A 16,801-nucleotide genomic window follows, 5' to 3' on the forward strand; every position below is an offset into this window, starting at 1 on the left:
CCAGTCCTGAATGAGATTTTTGCATAAGAGAAAGCATCCCGGGGATGAGATGCTTTGAAATTATTCATTCTCGCATTGCTGCATTATGTATTTTGAAATGATACTGTATACTCAAGCCCTTTTAATAATTGGTTCCATTGTTCAAGTGTTTTTAATGAAATATGTACAGGTTTTTCATTGTGTTCATCATACTGAGCAACCCAAACGCCGCGGGCAGATGGAATGAAGAAGACGATATTTTGCAAGAATGGCCCATCTTCTAAGCTTGGGATGTAAAAATGTGAGATATTGTGTAGCGACCATTGGTTTGCTTCAAGATCTGCTATCAGCTGATTAAAGCTATGTTCTTCCTCCGGTGAAAAAGAACTTTTCTTCCTAACCTTTTCTGTCATGTCTTTATTACTCAGCCAGTCAAAGCACTTATCTGAAAGACGCAGTTTTAAAGGGACATGCTCTTCGTCAGCTGAAAAGTGGTAATAGTCTTTCATCAGCTCGGCAATTTCCTGCTCGTCGGCATACGCAAACTCGTGGATGATGTCGCGGTCAATCATATGGAAAAGCCATGTTTCATTTTCAAAATGGTGAAGCATTAAAGTGTTTTTATTATCAAGATTGGAACAGCGGATCATTTGTTCTGAATTCACGTAGGAAACGATGAACTTCTGCATCTCTTCGCTTAAAGGATTTTCATCCTTGGCGCTTTTTTCTTCGTTCCAGTATTGTTTTAAAATGAGCTGGTTGACGGTTGCGGCTGCAATTGCGTCCCATTCTTTTCTTGATTTTTTTCCTAGCGATGATTCAAGAATTCCTTTTCCAACACCAGGGTAGTCGCATAACCCTACTAAAAGTGCAAGCTCTTCTGATGTACATGTGATGAGATGTTTCATTGTTTTCACATCCTTGTTTATAAACTTAAACCTTGAAAATGAAGTGAAGGATAAAAGATAAAATATAGAAAATGATGATACTTAAAATACCGCTCCCCAGAAGGTAGAGGGAAAAATATAGTTTTCTCAGGAACCAGTTATACTTGTATAGTCGTTTGTATACAAAGTAACTAGCACCGAAAAAGAGACCAGTATAAAAATTAACAATCTTTTTGAACAAGTTTGAAGGTATTTCAAATGTTCCACGTTCATAATTATTTATCATTAAGTTTCCAAGTATTAATAGTAATAATCCGTAACCAAATTGAGCGCCTAAAATAGCGCATAACGCATATTCTGAATATTCAACAAAAATTTCGGGTGTCATAATCCCTCCTGCTTAGCTAAACCATTTTTTAATAGAATTAAGACCACTCTTTACTCCATTTTCAATCGATCCAGCAACTTTCTCACCAACATCTTTAAGTGCATCCCCATACTGGGAACTTGCTACAGCGCCGACTACTCCACCTATTGCTCCCCCTACTATTACTCCTACAGGACCACCGACACTCCCAATTGTGGCTCCAACTTCAGCACCAACAGTTACAGCACCAATATCTGTCATTGTACCTGTTATAAAGCGCCCGGTTTTCTCCACAGCAGTTTTGTCGGAATTATCAGGATCTGTGAATTCTGTTAAATTAGATCCAACAGCAATAGCATTACCGACCACTGGGATTCTTTCTCCTATTTTTGCAAGTCCTTTAGCTTTAGCTGCAGATTCCATTATATCAGCTGTCCCTGCTGCTGTCCTTGATGCAATTCTTCCGCGAAACTCTTTTCCATCTATAAAACTGTGCTGATTTTTAGGAAAACCAACAGCATGTTTAAATAGCATGGAAGGACTATCATAAGAAGCGACAAATTTTTGCGCTTTTTTCAGTAATGGGTTGCTAGGATTGGAGTTAGAGATATTTTTAATGGTTCTCGCTACTCTAGAACTGTGATCCCCTTGAGAAGTCCAAGAGCGATGTGTCATGACCTGGAATTTATATTCCCCTTTAATTCGTTGCCACTTAGTCGGTTTTCCTCCTTGATAATAAATTTTTAACTTTCGCGTCCAGGCGATTGATGCTGTTGCATTTGCTGCGTGATACCCTAATAAGGCTTTATCGCCGACATCTAACGGTTCTCCGATTGTTTCAAAATAACTAAGGATTTCGTGTGCTGTACTCGTTTTGTCTTTATCTTGTTTATCGGTTTTCTTTAATGACGCTTCCGCTTTTTCTTCCAATCGTCCAAGCATTTTCTCCATTGGCGTTTTACCGGTGTTCTGCACACCGCTTTGCAAGCCGCCGGAAGCTTGATTGATTGTTGAATCGTCTTGCGGCTCCAATATCGACCCGCTCTGATAATCCTGAATCTCGATCTTCGGCCCCGTATACATCTTCTCCAGCTGCTCGACATACTGCTTCATCGTATCGAGATCCTGCCTTGCCGCTTTTAACGCGTTTGTTTGTTCGCGGTCGAAGGTGTGGAGCTTTTCGAGCGTTTCGCTGATTTGCCTTTTGGCTTTTTTTGCGTTTTCGTTGACAGCGGAATCGTCGAGATCAGGCAGATCGACAATGTGGCTGACCGTGGCGGCTGTCTGATTGGCTTTTGCCGTCAATTTGGCTGTCAATGATTCGGCCTGGCTGACGCCGTCATGGAGTTCATTTTCGAGAAAGCTCTGTGAGATGAAGCCGTTATGGTTCGGTTCGAGGGAGTGAAGGGCGCTTTTCGTCTTTTCTAAAATTCCTTTATAGTCTGAGATAAAAGATTCATAAAAAAGAAGAAAAGTGGTGTGGCACTCTTCGTAGAAGGAACGGATCGCTTCGCCGCCTGAGCCTTTTAAAGCATCGTCGAGAGAGGTGATGCCTTTGACGCTTTGTTTGACTTTTGAAATGTCGTCTTTCTGATTTTTCAATTCGGAGAGCGTTTTGTCAAGGCCGTTTTGAAACGTCTGAACATCTAATGTTTTCAATGCGATTCCCTTCCTTCTATTTTGCTTTCATCGATGATGCCAGTTTTTTGTCTGTATCTTTCATCATCTCTACGGCTGATTCGGTTTGGACGATTTGTTTTGAGAGTGCCGAAGCATAGGCCGTTGTCAGCTTTTTTAAGTCTTTGTTCATGTCTTCGATTTTGTCGACGACATCGAGCTTATTTTGGCCTTTGATGTCCGTCGGAACGGCCGGGTTGATCGCGGAGGCCGAGTGTTTCAGTTTTGAGAGTGCTTGTTTGACTTCACCTGTTTTGACTTTGATTTCTTGGCTCATGTTTTCAGACTCCTTTAGTGGTGAGCTTTTTTCGCTTCTTTTTCCAGTTTCTCAATCTTTTTGTGAAGTGAGCTGATATCTTGGCCGAGCGAGTGGATGTCATTCTTTAAAGAGTTGATGCGCTCGTTTAATTTTTTGAACAGATCATCAAATTGCTTCCCGCAAATATCATCATAGTCTGATTTCATATCATTTCTGACGTTTTTAAAAGAATCGGCAAGGCTGCCCTGCCACGTTGTCGATGATAGTTCCGGCTTTTTCATGCTGCCTTTCGAATCGCTGAATTCCCTTTGTATGTGTTCTAAGTCAGTTTTGCAATGTTTTAACTGTTTCAGTTCTTCTTCTTTGGCATTGAGCATGCCTTGCATTGTAAATAGTTTCGTTTTTTCCCAGATCATGATCTGCCACCTCCTGATGAATTTGATTCAAATGGCATACCTGTAATTGTTCGGAAAAGGACCATTTTAATGTTACTACATGGTATAAATAAGGTGAATAGGAAAAATGAACCGTTACTATAACCCTTAAAATCGCGTGGAATATGGAAAAGCTGAAAATAAAAAGCAATATGCTCTCGATCAACTAATGGATAGATCTATAGGCCTAGTTCTTCCGTTATGATATTTATTTACTTTTTCGAGAAATTTAAGGTTATGTTAAGAAAAAAATGGCCGAACAAGGTTTTTCACACGAAATGTCAAATAGTTTAGGTATTTCATATGCACAAGGGGGATCATTGTCTATTTGTGATGAAAAAAGGGGACGGGACGAGTTTCCTGTCAATTGCCGCAACTGAACGCTATTGAATATTTGTTGGAAAATACGTAGTTATTGATGATTGGAAACCGCTGTCATGTTCCTGATCAACTGGGGGAGGAAGATGAAAAAGCTGTTGGCTTTGTATGCGGTCATGCTTTGTTTGTTTTTTGTATATGTTTACGATTATTCACACAGTGAAAAAGCCGGTTCAAACGAAGGGGAGGAAAGCGGGCCTTTAGCAGGGAGTCTGTCGGAAAAGTATGTGATGGTGACATTTCAGTCCGGGATTGAATACTGGAAAAGCGGTTTGAAAGGCTTTGAAGATGCTGCACAGCTTTTCAATGTATCAGTCGAATACCGCGGTGCGGCTCATTATGATGCCCATGAACAAACGACCGTGCTGGAGCAGGTCATCGCCAAAAAACCAGCGGGGATTGCCGTTTCGGCGATTGATCCCGAGGCGCTGAACCCTGTTATCGATAAGGCGCGCGAGCAGGGGATTCCGGTCGTTTTATTTGACTCAGACGCGCCCCTCAGCAATGCTTCGACATACATCGGCACCAATAACAGGGAAGCCGGCGCAGCCGCCGCCCGGGAAATGGCCAAATTTTTGGAGGGAAAAGGGGAAACGGCCGTCATCACCCAGCCGAATCAATACAATCATCAGGAAAGGACGAAAGGATTTCGGAAAACGATTGAGCAAAGCTATCCGAATATGAAGGTTTCGGCTGTTCTGGACGGCAAAGGGGATGAACTCACTTCGAAAAAAGCAGCTGAAGCGCTATTGAAGCAAAACCCGCGCATCAAGGGAATTTTCACGACTGAAGCGAATGGTGCGAGCGGAGTGGCACAGGCTGTGGAAACGGCCGGATTAAAAGGAAAAGTGAACATCATCGGGTTTGATAAAGATAAAAAAACACTTGACGGGATTACAGACGGATCGATTGCCGCCACCCTCGGCCAGGACACATGGCAGATGGGCTACTGGTCGCTGCATATGCTGTTTTTCTCAAACCATCATTTGAAAAAACCGCGCCCACTCCCGTCTTCAATCGATACAGGAATTACGATCATCACAAAGGAAAATGTGGAAGCCTACTATGCGAATGATTAAACGCTCTATCAACAACGCGCCGATCCGCTATAAACTGATCAGCCTTCTGCTGTTGATCAGCATGCTGCCGTCGATCGGTCTGGGTGTTCTGTCGGGATGGGCGGTTGAAAACATTATCGAAAAACAGGTGATCGATCATACGCTGCAATTGATCGGTGAAGTGAATAAAACGACGGAAGTCTATGTCAGCCACATGCAGAACCTGACATATTTGATTTCAATGAATGAAGAAATGGAAGCGTTTTTTGATCACAAGACAGATGACGGTGAAGCGGATTACAAACGGCGGTCATTTTTGCAGGGGCTTACTTCTTTATACTCTGAGGCGGCAGGCATTCTCGTTGTAAATGACAAAGGGGACATGATCAGCAATGAGATGTATGAACGGACGCAGACAGATTTGACAAAGGAGCCGTGGTATCAAGAGGCTGTAAAAAATGAAGGGATTTTCAAAATGATCGGTAAACCCGTCAACCGGAATATCAGAAACCATGTGCACTACAGGGAAGATGAAGTCGTATCAGCGGTCAAAGCCGTGATCGATCCGGACACACAGCGTGTTAAAGGCGTGATATTAATCGATCTGAAGCTGAGGGTGCTGGCTGAAGCGACGAAACATATCCGGTTGGGAAAAACGGGCTATTTGCTGATCATGGATGAGAATGGCGGGAATATTTATTTGCCTGAAGCTTCAGAGCTGTTTTTACCGAAGCGGTGGTTTCAGAAAAAAAGCTCCGGGGCTTTTTCAAAGCGGATCAAGGGGGAGGAATATCAGCTTATCTATGAGACGTCCGCTTTTACAAACTGGACGACAGTCGGTGTGTTTAAGGCGGGTGAACCGGTCAGCGAGGTGAAGGAAATCCACTTATATGTGATGCTGTTTTTATTGGCGGCGGCTTTTCTGGGGATGACCGCTTCCTATTATTTATCCCATTCGATGTCAAAGCCGATTTTGAAGCTGAACTCTTTTATGCAGAAAGCGGAAGGCGGCGATTTTTCAACGCTTTACCAAGAGGACAGACAGGATGAGATCGGGCTTTTGGGAAGGAGCTTCAACAGCTTGATGCTCAGAATCAAGGAGCTGATGTCATTAACCGAAAAACAGGAGCGGCAAAAAAGAGAGGCGGAATTGAGAGCGCTGCAGGCACAAATCAACCCCCATTTTCTCTATAACACGCTGGATACGATCAACTGGATGGCGAGAAAAAAGGGAGCCCATGAGGTCACGGATCTGGTACAGGCTTTATCAAAGCTGTTTCGCATCTCCTTAAGCAAAGGCAGGGACATCATTCCTTTATCAGATGAGTTCGAACATGTAGAAAACTATTTGACAATCCAAAAAGCGAGATACCGCGATAAGCTCAATTATGAGATTGTGGCCCCAGCCATTGGGGAAGAGCGCTTGATTCTCAAGCTCGTCCTTCAGCCCATTGTAGAAAACGCGATTTATCACGGGATTAAAGAACAGAAGGGCCCTGGGCATATCACGATCACCGGAAAGGAAACAGACGGCTGTCTGATCATACGCGTTGAAGATGACGGAGCCGGAATGGACGGGGATGCATTAGCACAAATTTCCGATCAATTGAAAAAGCGGGAAAGCACAGAAGGCTACGGCATGATCAATGTTCATGAACGGATTGCCCTCACATTTGGGGAGGCATACGGTTTAACGGTTGAAAGCCAAAAAGGAGCCGGAACCGCCGTCACGATTCGTCTGCCGATTTTAAAAAAAGGAGTGGATGCAATTGAATGACAAATGGCGTGTGCTGATCGCCGATGATGAGCCCTGGATCAGGGAGGGAATACGGGATGCCGTTTCATGGGAGCGTTATTATATGGAGGTGTCGGCTGAAGCGGAAAATGGAGAAGAAGCGTTTGAGCTTGCCCTTCAACATTCGATCGATTTATTGATCGTCGATTTGAACATGCCGATCGTGAATGGATTGAATCTGATGAAAAAACTGCGCCAGGCGCTGCCTCGCTGCCGGTTTGTTATTGTGACGGGCTATGATCAGTTTTCATACGCCCAGGAAGCGATCCGCCTTCAGGTCGATGACTATTTGCTCAAGCCTGTGGAGCCCGGCCAGCTCGACAAAGTGCTGAGAAACATCAGCAGCTCGCTTGCAAGTGAAAAACAGAAGCAGCGCGAGCAAATACTCGCAGAACGCCATATTCAGCACAATCTCGGCCTACTCAAAGTGCATTTTTTTAACAATTGGATTCACGGCCGGGTCCGGGATGAGGATGTGCACCAGCAGCTCGAATGTCTTCAGCTTCCGGCGCGGATGCCCGATATGCTCGGCGTTGTCGGCACTGGGACTTTGTCGCTCAAGTCGCCCACGGCGGATCGTGTAAAAGAAAAGGCTGAACGGTTTTTCGAAGAAGAGCCTGAAAAAGCGGTTTTTTCTGGTGATGAACATCTGATCGGCATTTGCTTGTGGCGCGTTTTGACAGAAGCAGAGCAGCAGGCGTTTAGAGATGAGATGCGGGCCGAACTGCAGACTGGTGTTACTTTCTGCTTCGTAAATCTTGCGGAGACGGGGCAAACCGTACCTCAAGCCTATCAATTTTGCAGAAAAAAGGCCGCGCAGGCGTTAGACGTATCACCGGTTGTGGCCCGGGCCAGGGAATATATGCAAAAGCATTTTGCTGAACGGTCATTTTCCTTAAAGCAGACGGCCGATGCCCTGCAAGTGTCGCCTGTCTATTTGAGCCGGATGATGAAGCGTGAGCTCGGAGTGACATTTATTCAGCTGCTGACGGAAATGCGCATGCAAAAAGCGGTGCATCTTTTGAAGACAACGGCTTTGCCGATCCATGATATCGCTGAACAGACGGGCTATGATACACAGCACTATTTCAGCACCGTATTTAAAAAAACGATGGGAGCATCACCGAATCAGTACCGCCGCATGTCGACAATTGAACGGACAGGTGGAAAATTGTAATGTAAGCGCTTTAAAAAAGTCTGATTTTTATAAAAATAGTTAATTAATTCAAAAGACGAAAAACGATCAGAAGTGGTACAGTTGGCTTGATTCACGATGGGAGAAATGAAAAGGGGGATATTAAGCGTGAAGAAAAGCTGGCTGTTGATCGCTGCACTGCTGCTTTGTTTAATGGTTTCCGCCTGCTCGGGCAATCAGGCGAGCGGAGGGGGAGAAAAAGGCTACGTCGGAATTTCAATGCCGACAAAATCATCGGAACGCTGGGTGTATGACGGAAAGTATATGGTGAAAGAATTTGAAAAACTCGGGTATAAAACAGATCTTCAATATGCGGAAGATGTAGTCGAGAACCAGGTATCGCAAATCGAAAACATGATAACAAAAGGTGTCAATGTGCTCGTCATTGCTTCAATTGACGGGGAAGCGCTGACAGATGTCCTTGAAAAAGCGAATAAACAGGATATCAAGGTTATTTCTTACGACAGGCTGCTTATGAACAGCAAGCATGTCGACTATTATGCGACATTTGATAATCATAAGGTCGGTCAGCTCCAGGGGAAATATATTGAAGAAAAGCTTGGTTTAAAAGACAAAAAAGGGCCGTTTAACATCGAGCTGTTTGCCGGGTCGCCCGATGATAACAATGCGCATTATTTCTTTGACGGGGCAATGTCTGTATTGAAGCCCTACATCGATTCCGGAAAACTGAAAGTCTTAAGCGGCCAGACCTCTTTTGAACAAGGGGCGACATTGAGATGGGACGGCGCGACCGCGCAATCGCGCATGGACAATCTGCTAAGCGCCCATTATACAAAGGCGAAGCTTGATGCGGTGCTTTCACCATATGACGGCATCAGCATCGGAATCATTTCCTCATTAAAGGGAGCCGGCTATGGAACGGATAAAAAGCCGCTGCCTGTCATCACCGGGCAGGATGCGGAGCTTGCTTCCGTCAATTCGATCATAAAAGGCGAACAGACGTCAACGATCTTTAAAGATACGAGAGAACTGGCGAAAAAAGCCGTTGAGATGACGACATCTGTCTTAAAGGGCAAAAAAGCCGAGGTTAATGACACAAAGACATATGACAACGGGGAAAAAGTCGTCCCGTCTTATTTGCTTGAGCCGGTCGTCGTTGATAAAGAAAACTATCAAAAGGTTTTGGTCGACAGCGGCTATTACAAAGAATCGGAATTAGGGAAGTGATGCCATGTCAGATGTCATTTTAGAGATGAGAGGAATCACAAAAGAATTTCCCGGCGTCAAAGCGCTTCATAACGTGCATCTGCGCGTCAAAGCGGACGAAATCCATGCGCTGTGCGGGGAAAACGGCGCGGGCAAATCGACGCTCATGAAGGTGTTGAGCGGTGTCTATCCTTATGGAACGTATACGGGCGATATTTTATACAAAGGAGAGGTCTGCCAGTTTAAAAATATTAAGCAAAGCGAGGAAGCGGGGATTGTCATCATCCATCAAGAACTTGCACTGATCCCCGGACTTTCTATTGCGGAAAATCTCTTTTTGGGAAATGAACAGGCTAAAAGCGGTGTGATCAACTGGAGGAAAACAAAGCTGGAAACGCTCGAATTGATGAAAAAGGTCGGCCTTCAGGAATCGCCGGACACGCTGATTTCCCAAATCGGCGTCGGAAAACAGCAATTGGTCGAAATTGCGAAAGCGCTGGCAAAAAAGGTTCAGCTGTTGATTTTAGATGAACCGACGGCCGCTTTGAACGAGTCTGACAGCGAAAATTTGCTTCAGCTTTTATTGGAGCTGAAAAAACAAGGGATTTCCTCGATTATGATATCGCATAAATTAAATGAAATTACGAAAGTGGCGGATTCGATTACTGTGCTCCGTGACGGACAGACGATTGAAACGCTTAATGTCAAAAGCGAGCAATTGACTGAAAACCGGATCATCAGGGGCATGGTCGGCCGGGAATTGCAAAACCGCTACCCTGACAGAAACGCCGAGATCGGAAAGGTCATCTTTGAAGTAAAAGACTGGACTGTGCACCATCCTCTTCGACAGGATCGGAAAGTGGTGAAAACCGCTAATCTGTCCGTCAGAAAAGGCGAGATCGCCGGAATCGCCGGATTGATGGGATCGGGAAGAACAGAGCTTGCGATGAGCATTTTCGGCAGATCCTACGGAAAAAACATTTCCGGCACGCTTAACAAAGACGGCCGGGAATTGACGCTCAGGAATGCCGGGGAAGCGATCAAAAACGGCATCGTTTATGTCACTGAAGACCGCAAAGGCAACGGATTGATTTTAATGGACAGCATTAAAGAAAACATCACCCTGGCAAAATTGGAAAAGGTATCACACCGCCTTGTGATGGATGAGCGGAAAGAAAAACATGAAGCGGAAGCGTTCCGCAGGAAATTAAACATCAAGACGCCGGACGTCTATCAGCAAACCGGAAACTTGAGCGGGGGAAATCAGCAGAAGGTCATGCTGAGCAAGTGGATTTTTTCAGAGCCTGATGTGTTAATTCTCGATGAGCCGACCCGGGGAATTGATGTCGGGGCCAAATATGAAATCTATACGATCATCAATCAGCTGGCTGAGGAAGGAAAAGCGGTGATTATCATTTCTTCAGAACTCCCTGAGCTGCTTGGCATGTGCGACAGGATCTATACGATGTGCGAAGGGGCGATCACCGCCGAATTCGCCAAAGAAGAAGCCGATCAGGAGCTATTGATGAAATACATGACAATACGGATGGAGAGAGGGGGAGAGGCGTATGCAGACACCGGTGCAAACCGATAAAGACCGGGGGCAGCCCGGATATTTACAGCTGTTTCGCGACATGTATAAACAGAACATCCGGAAATACAGCATGGTGATTGCGCTCGTGTTTATCATGCTGCTCTTTCAAATACTGACGGACGGGATTTTGCTCAGGCCGCTGAACATTACCAATCTCGTACTGCAAAACAGCTATATTCTTATTTTGGCGATCGGGATGATGCTTGTCATTATCACAGGGCATATTGATTTATCGGTCGGTTCGGTGGCCGCTTTCGTCGGCGCTGTATCGGCGATGATGATCATCGAGAATGACATGCCGATCTTTGCCGCTGTCGTACTGTCGCTTTTATTGGGCGCGGTGATCGGCGCCTGGCAGGGTTTTTGGATCGCTTATGTGAAGATTCCGGCATTTATTGTAACGCTGGCGGGGATGCTTCTGTTCAGAGGGCTGACGATGATCGTTCTTGAAGGCAAGTCGATCGCGCCGTTCCCCATTTCCTTTCAGCGGATGGCCTCCGGGTTTATCCCGGACTGGCTGAACGGTGGCGCTTTTCATCTGACGACGATTGCGGTCGGGATCGTGGCTTCGGTTATATATATCGTGTATCAGCTGCAGCAAAGAAACATGCAGAAAAAATTTCAGTTTGACATACAGGGAAAAGGGCTGTTTGCTGCCAAAGTATTTTTTATCATCGCCATCATCAATCTGTTCACTTACATTCTCGCAACCTATGAAGGGATCCCGCTTATTTTGATCACGCTGTTTGTCTTGATAGCCGGCTATACATTTGTCATGAAAAAAACCGTAGCCGGGCGGAGAATCTATGCGATTGGCGGGAATGAAAAAGCGGCCGAGCTGTCCGGGGTCAAAACAAAACGGCTGACGTTTATGGTCTTTGTCAACATGGGGGTTTTGGCCGCGCTTTCGGGGCTTATCTTTGCCGCGCGTCTAAATGCGGCGACGCCGAAGGCGGGGAACCTGTTTGAGCTTGACGCCATCGCGGCCTGCTTCATCGGCGGCGCCTCGGCCTACGGCGGAATCGGCACGATCGGCGGAGCGATTATCGGCGGTCTTGTCATGGGCGTCATGAACAACGGCATGTCCCTGCTCGGTCTCGGAATTGACTGGCAGCAGGCTATTAAAGGACTTGTTCTTCTCATCGCCGTCGCTTTTGATATATACAATAAAAATAAAGTATCGTAATGAAAACATCTCCTTTCGGATTGAGAAAGGAGATGTTTTTGTCTGTAAAAAACATAAATGCTTATTTTTTAGGAGGCTATTTCTTTAAGTCTATAAAATATAGCTGATCAGCTTGAGGAAACCGTTCACCAATTTAAAAAGCATTCAAGAGGTGGCGGCAAATAACATAAAAAAACCTGTTTTTGAACAGGCAAAAACAGGTTTCTATCATTAGCTCTGCTGGACGGAGTGATCATGTTCAAGCGTGCTGCTGATCTTTTTAGGCTCAGGCAGCAGGATGTTCAAAATGCTTGCTCCTGCCAAAATGATGATCGACAAATAGAAAGACAGAGAATAGCTGCCGGTTTGGCTGTACCACACGCCCGGCAAATAAGCCCCGAGCGCTGAACCGATCTGGTGGCTGAGAAACAGCCAGCCGAGAATAAACCCGACGGAATACTGCTTGAAATACTGGGTCGCGAGCATTTGCGTCGGTGCGACGGTCGCAAAGTCAACCAGGCCAAACAAAATCGCGAACCCGAGCAGGAGAACGGGCTGATGGCTTGACAGCAGAATGACAAGGGACAGCGCCCGCACGGCATATAGAAAACATAAGATTTTTCGGCTGCTCCAGCGGTCAGCGACGACCCCTGATATTAAAATGCCGATGATGTTAAAGCCCGCCAGAAGGCTGACAGCCGCGCTGGTGACTCCGGTTGAAAAACCGTGGTCATGTGAAAATGGAATCAGATGGGTATCCATTAATCCGGTTGTCGTAAATCCGCATATAAAAAACGGCAAAATGAGAAACCAAAATTTTTTGCTGAAAAAAACGGCCCGGTACGGAATTTGGTTGTTATCAGCTGGTTCGCTTTTCGTACTTTCCTTATTCGCCCCTCCAATCGGCTGCAAGTTTTTTTCGGAAGGACTATTTCTCAAAAACAATAAGACGATCGGAAATACGATCAGGATTAAGAAAATCCCCAGCACGATCACAGTGATCTTCCAGTTGAACCAGTGAATCAGCATCAAGGACCCCGGCACGAGAAGCATCTGCCCCGCGCCAAACCCCGCTTCCATAATGCCGAAGGCAAGGCCCCGTTTTTCATTAAACCAATTTGTCACAATTACGGTTGAAGCGACATTCGAGGCTCCGCCGACCCCAAGGGAAGCGATGATGCCGTAAAGGATAAACAGCTGCCATGGAGATGTGACAAGATATGTAAAAAAGATGCTCAGACCCACCAGCAGCGTGCTGAACGACAAAATGACCCTCGGGCCAAACCGGTCGACCAGCCTTCCGATTACAGGCTGAGAAACCCCGTAGATAATAAAGCTTAGCGTGGAAATGAGTGAAATTGTCCCTCTGTCCAGCGAAAATTCTTCCTCCCACGGCTGGATAAAGGCCCCGAATGAAAGGCGGACTCCCTGAACGGCCAAAAGCGTCAAAAACGTCACAAAAACGATAATCCAAGCATAGTGTAATTTTCGTTTCATAAATCCTCCCGTATCATCAGTCTAATTCTCTGTCCCATCGTTCCTCTTGGAGCCGCTGCCCCCATAACGGCGCCTCATCTTTGACTTCAGTCAGTCTGAATCCGAATTTTTCATATAGAGGGCGGGCTTCAGCCATTGTGCTGACTGTCCAAAGAAAGATCCGTTCAAATCGCATTTCCCGGCAATAATCGATGAGCTCCCCGAGCAGGCGGCTGCCGACTCCCTGATTGCGAAAAGCGGAATCGACAAGGAACCATCTGAGCTGCACTGTCCGATCATCGTGCTTGACAAGTCCGACGCATCCCGCGAACCTTCCCGCACTTTCGGCGATCCAAATTTTTTCGATGTCGGCGTCAAACGTTTCTTGCAGATAGTCTGAAAATGTCTGGTCCCACCCGTGCGCCTCGGCATAAAATGTCCGCTGTTTTTCAATCATCAGCTTTATATCGTCTGATAGATATTAATCCCTAATTGAAATCGTGTTTTCTTGCGGCGACAGCTGCTCTGACAATATGCTTTCGACCGTCTGCATCGCCCGGGCAAGCTGTTCCTGGCTTTTGGCGTCCACATGCTTGAGCATATATTCGATTTGCTGATTTGCTTTCGTCTCCAGTTTTTTATAAATCGTTTGGCCGAAATCCGTTAAATACAGGTAATGGTTGCGGCTGTCTTCCTCGCTTTTTTCCTTGTAGAGGATGTTTTCTCTTTCAAACCGCTTGATGATTCTGCTCACATAGCCGCGGTCAAGGTTGAGCCTGTCTTGAAGAAGCTTGGCCGTGCAATGGGGGGTGTTTTTGATCTCAAATACGATCCGTGTTTCCGTTAAAGAAAACGGACTGTCGTAAATATGTTCATTTAGAAAACCTAGAACATTTGTGTAGAATCGATTGAACTTTCTGAATTCTAATGTGATCGAATGGTCGACTTCCGCCATATTGAGAACCTCTCTCCCTTAAATAGTTGCTTGAATCAATTATAATAAAATAGTTGATTAAGTCAAGTATATATATGGCAGCAGGTAGAGGGTCATTCCGTTTTTGTAGACAATAACAATTATAGAATATATTTTACAAATATTCCATAAAATCCGGCGCTGCAGGGCAGGAAAGCGGACAGACGGAATCGTATATAACCTAACAAACGGACAATCCCGCAACATACGAACCTGTTTTTTGAAAGCGTTCCACTTAATAAACACCGCTGTCATCGCGTTCCAAGAATATGATGAAGAAAGGATGAATCGCGGATGGTGACACCATTTCCCCCGATTAGCCGGAAAGTTCCCCGATTACTGCATGGAGCCGACTACAACCCGGATCAATGGCTCAAATATCCCGATGTGTTAAAAGAGGATATCCGCTTAATGAAGCTGTCCCGCTGCAATGTGATGTCTGTCGGTATTTTTTCCTGGGTTTCCCTCGAGCCTGAAGAAGGAAGGTTTACATTTGACTGGCTTGATCAAGTGCTGGATTCTTTTGAAGAAAATGGCATATATTCGTTTTTGGCTACGCCGAGCGGCGCAAGGCCGGCATGGATGTCAAAGAAGTATCCGGAAGTACTGAGAACGGAGCGAAACAGGGTTCGCAATCTTCATGGAAAGCGGCACAACCATTGTTATACTTCACCTGTCTATCGCCAAAAAACGGCGATTATGAATGGAAAGCTTGCAGAGCGGTATGCCCATCATCCGGCTGTCATCGGCTGGCATATTTCCAACGAATACAGCGGAGAATGCCATTGTGATTTATGCCAGGCCAAATTCAGAGAATGGCTGCTGGCGAAATACAAAACGCTTGATCAGCTTAACCATGCATGGTGGACGGCATTTTGGAGCCATACCTATACCGATTGGGATGAGATTGAATCGCCTGCTCCCCACGGCGAAGACGCCGTGCACGGGCTGAATTTGGACTGGAAGCGCTTTGTCACCGATCAGACGGTTGATTTTTGCCGCCATGAAATCGCCCATGTCCGCTCTTTTCATCCGGAACTTCCCGTCACAACGAATTTCATGGGGACATACGCCGGTCTGAACTATTGGAAATTCGCAGACCTGCTTGATGTCATATCTTGGGACTCATACCCGGCGTGGCACAACAATCGCCAGAAAGAAAGCGAGCTGGGCGCCGACATTGCGTTTGTCCATGACATCAACCGCTCCTTAAAAGGCGGCCGGCCGTTCATGCTGATGGAAAGTACGCCAAGCATGACAAACTGGCAGGATGTCAGCAAGCTGAAGCGTCCGGGGATGCATGAATTATCTTCACTGCAGGCGATCGCCCACGGATCTGATACCGTGCAGTATTTCCAATGGAGGAAAAGCCGCGGATCAAGCGAGAAATTGCATGGTGCTGTCGTCGACCATGAAGGATCAGAGCATACGCGCGTCTTTCAAGATGTCAAAAAGCTCGGTGAAAAGCTCGCCAAGCTTGATGAAATCGCCGGTACGACAGTGGAACCGGAAGTAGCGGTCATATTTGACTGGGAAAACCACTGGGCGCTGGAAGATGCCCAGGGGCCGCGCAATATCAGCCATTATGAACGCACCGTTAAATCGTTTTATCAGCCGTTTTGGGAGGAAGGGGTCCCGGTCGATGTCATTCATATGGATGGTGATTTCTCACAATATAAGCTTGTGATTGCGCCGATGCTCTACATGCTGAAAAAGGATACGGCCAAACGGATCGAGCGGTTTGTTCAAGACGGCGGTACATTTGTCGCGACATATTGGTCAGGGATTGTTGATGAACATGATCTCGCCTTTCTCGGCGGCTTCCCGGGCGGGCTGAGAAAAACGCTCGGCATCTGGTCTGAAGAAATCGATGCCCTTTACGATGGACAGAAGAACACAGTTGTGATGGACAGCGATAACCGGCTTGGATTGAGCGGAAGCTATGAAGCGTCTGAGCTTTGCGACTTGGTACATTTGGAGGGAGCCGAAGCGCTCGCCTTTTACGACAAAGATTTTTACGCGGGGCGGCCGGCCTTGACAGTCAATCTGTTCGGGGCAGGAAAAGCCTATTATATCGCATCGAGAAATGAAGCGTCTTTTCAGAAAGCTTTCATATCCAAGCTGATTGAAGAAACCGGGATCGCAAAGGTGCTCGACACAGATCTTCCGGACGGTGTTACAGCCCAGCTTCGCACAGACGGCAAGCATGACTATGTTTTTCTTCTGAACTTTACAGAAGAAAACCGGAGCGTCGCCCTTCCTGATGAAACATATACAGATATGCTGAAAGGGACCCGCAAGAAAGGCACTGTCAAATTGCCTCCGTATGGAACCGTCATTTTCCGCCGGAGCCGTCAGGCGGAATGAAAGATCAAAAACATCCGGAGAACGCTTCTC

Annotated in this window: 12 protein-coding genes and 1 pseudogene; 7 read left to right on the forward strand and 6 right to left on the reverse strand. The window is 46.1% G+C overall.

What is annotated here, in order from left to right; genetic code table 11:
- Window positions 1–83: 83 nt before the first annotated feature.
- From R5H20_RS02495 to R5H20_RS02510, 4 genes are all read right to left on the reverse strand, one after another.
- Window positions 84–887, reverse strand: coding sequence for a hypothetical protein (locus R5H20_RS02495; RefSeq protein WP_006638657.1), 804 nt, complete (start codon window positions 885–887; stop codon window positions 84–86).
- Between the two features lie 379 nt (window positions 888–1,266).
- Window positions 1,267–2,892, reverse strand: coding sequence for a ribonuclease YeeF family protein (locus tag R5H20_RS02500; protein WP_006638659.1), 1,626 nt, complete (start codon window positions 2,890–2,892; stop codon window positions 1,267–1,269).
- A gap of 16 nt (window positions 2,893–2,908) precedes the next feature.
- Entirely contained in the window at window positions 2,909–3,187 is a 279-nt protein-coding gene (locus R5H20_RS02505) for a YwqI/YxiC family protein (protein ID WP_006638660.1), read from the reverse strand.
- 14 nt (window positions 3,188–3,201) lie between these two features.
- On the reverse strand, window positions 3,202–3,585 hold the full coding sequence (locus R5H20_RS02510; RefSeq protein WP_006638661.1) for a YwqH-like family protein: 384 nt from the start codon (window positions 3,583–3,585) through the stop codon (window positions 3,202–3,204).
- A 482-nt stretch (window positions 3,586–4,067) separates the two neighbouring features.
- Between R5H20_RS02510 and R5H20_RS02515 the strand changes: the two genes are divergently transcribed.
- The 6 genes from R5H20_RS02515 (at window position 4,068) to mmsB (ending at window position 11,976) form a co-directional block, all read left to right on the forward strand.
- Window positions 4,068–5,060 carry a substrate-binding domain-containing protein gene (locus tag R5H20_RS02515; RefSeq protein WP_006638662.1) on the forward strand — a complete coding sequence of 331 codons (993 nt, stop codon included), beginning with the start codon at window positions 4,068–4,070 and terminating at the stop codon, window positions 5,058–5,060.
- Window positions 5,053–6,816, forward strand: coding sequence for a cache domain-containing sensor histidine kinase (locus R5H20_RS02520; RefSeq protein ID WP_006638663.1), 1,764 nt, complete (start codon window positions 5,053–5,055; stop codon window positions 6,814–6,816). Before R5H20_RS02515 ends, R5H20_RS02520 begins: the two co-directional genes overlap by 8 nt.
- A complete protein-coding gene (locus R5H20_RS02525) occupies window positions 6,803–8,011 on the forward strand; it encodes a response regulator transcription factor (RefSeq protein WP_040348446.1) in 1,209 nt (402 codons plus the stop codon). Before R5H20_RS02520 ends, R5H20_RS02525 begins: the two co-directional genes overlap by 14 nt.
- A 126-nt stretch (window positions 8,012–8,137) precedes the next feature.
- A complete protein-coding gene (chvE, locus tag R5H20_RS02530) occupies window positions 8,138–9,217 on the forward strand; it encodes a multiple monosaccharide ABC transporter substrate-binding protein (RefSeq protein ID WP_006638665.1) in 1,080 nt (359 codons plus the stop codon).
- A gap of 4 nt (window positions 9,218–9,221) precedes the next feature.
- Window positions 9,222–10,790 (forward strand): multiple monosaccharide ABC transporter ATP-binding protein, encoded by a 1,569-nt coding sequence (gene mmsA, locus R5H20_RS02535; RefSeq protein WP_006638666.1) that lies wholly within the window; start codon window positions 9,222–9,224, stop codon window positions 10,788–10,790.
- Window positions 10,765–11,976, forward strand: coding sequence for a multiple monosaccharide ABC transporter permease (gene mmsB, locus R5H20_RS02540; protein ID WP_006638667.1), 1,212 nt, complete (start codon window positions 10,765–10,767; stop codon window positions 11,974–11,976). Before mmsA ends, mmsB begins: the two co-directional genes overlap by 26 nt.
- 210 nt (window positions 11,977–12,186) lie before the next feature.
- Here mmsB and R5H20_RS02545 read toward each other — a convergent pair whose 3' ends face one another.
- Both R5H20_RS02545 and R5H20_RS02550 read right to left on the reverse strand, forming a co-directional pair.
- Window positions 12,187–13,452, reverse strand: a complete 1,266-nt coding sequence (locus R5H20_RS02545; protein WP_006638668.1) for an MFS transporter — start codon at window positions 13,450–13,452, stop codon at window positions 12,187–12,189.
- 16 nt (window positions 13,453–13,468) lie between these two features.
- A pseudogene (locus R5H20_RS02550) lies at window positions 13,469–14,386 on the reverse strand (GNAT family N-acetyltransferase).
- A gap of 312 nt (window positions 14,387–14,698) precedes the next feature.
- Between R5H20_RS02550 and R5H20_RS02555 the strand changes: the two are divergent.
- Entirely contained in the window at window positions 14,699–16,771 is a 2,073-nt protein-coding gene (locus R5H20_RS02555; RefSeq protein WP_155011492.1) for a beta-galactosidase, read from the forward strand.
- Window positions 16,772–16,801 lie beyond the last annotated feature (30 nt).

This window comes from Bacillus sp. KICET-3 (assembly GCF_033261025.1).
GTDB lineage: Bacteria > Bacillota > Bacilli > Bacillales > Bacillaceae > Bacillus > Bacillus sonorensis.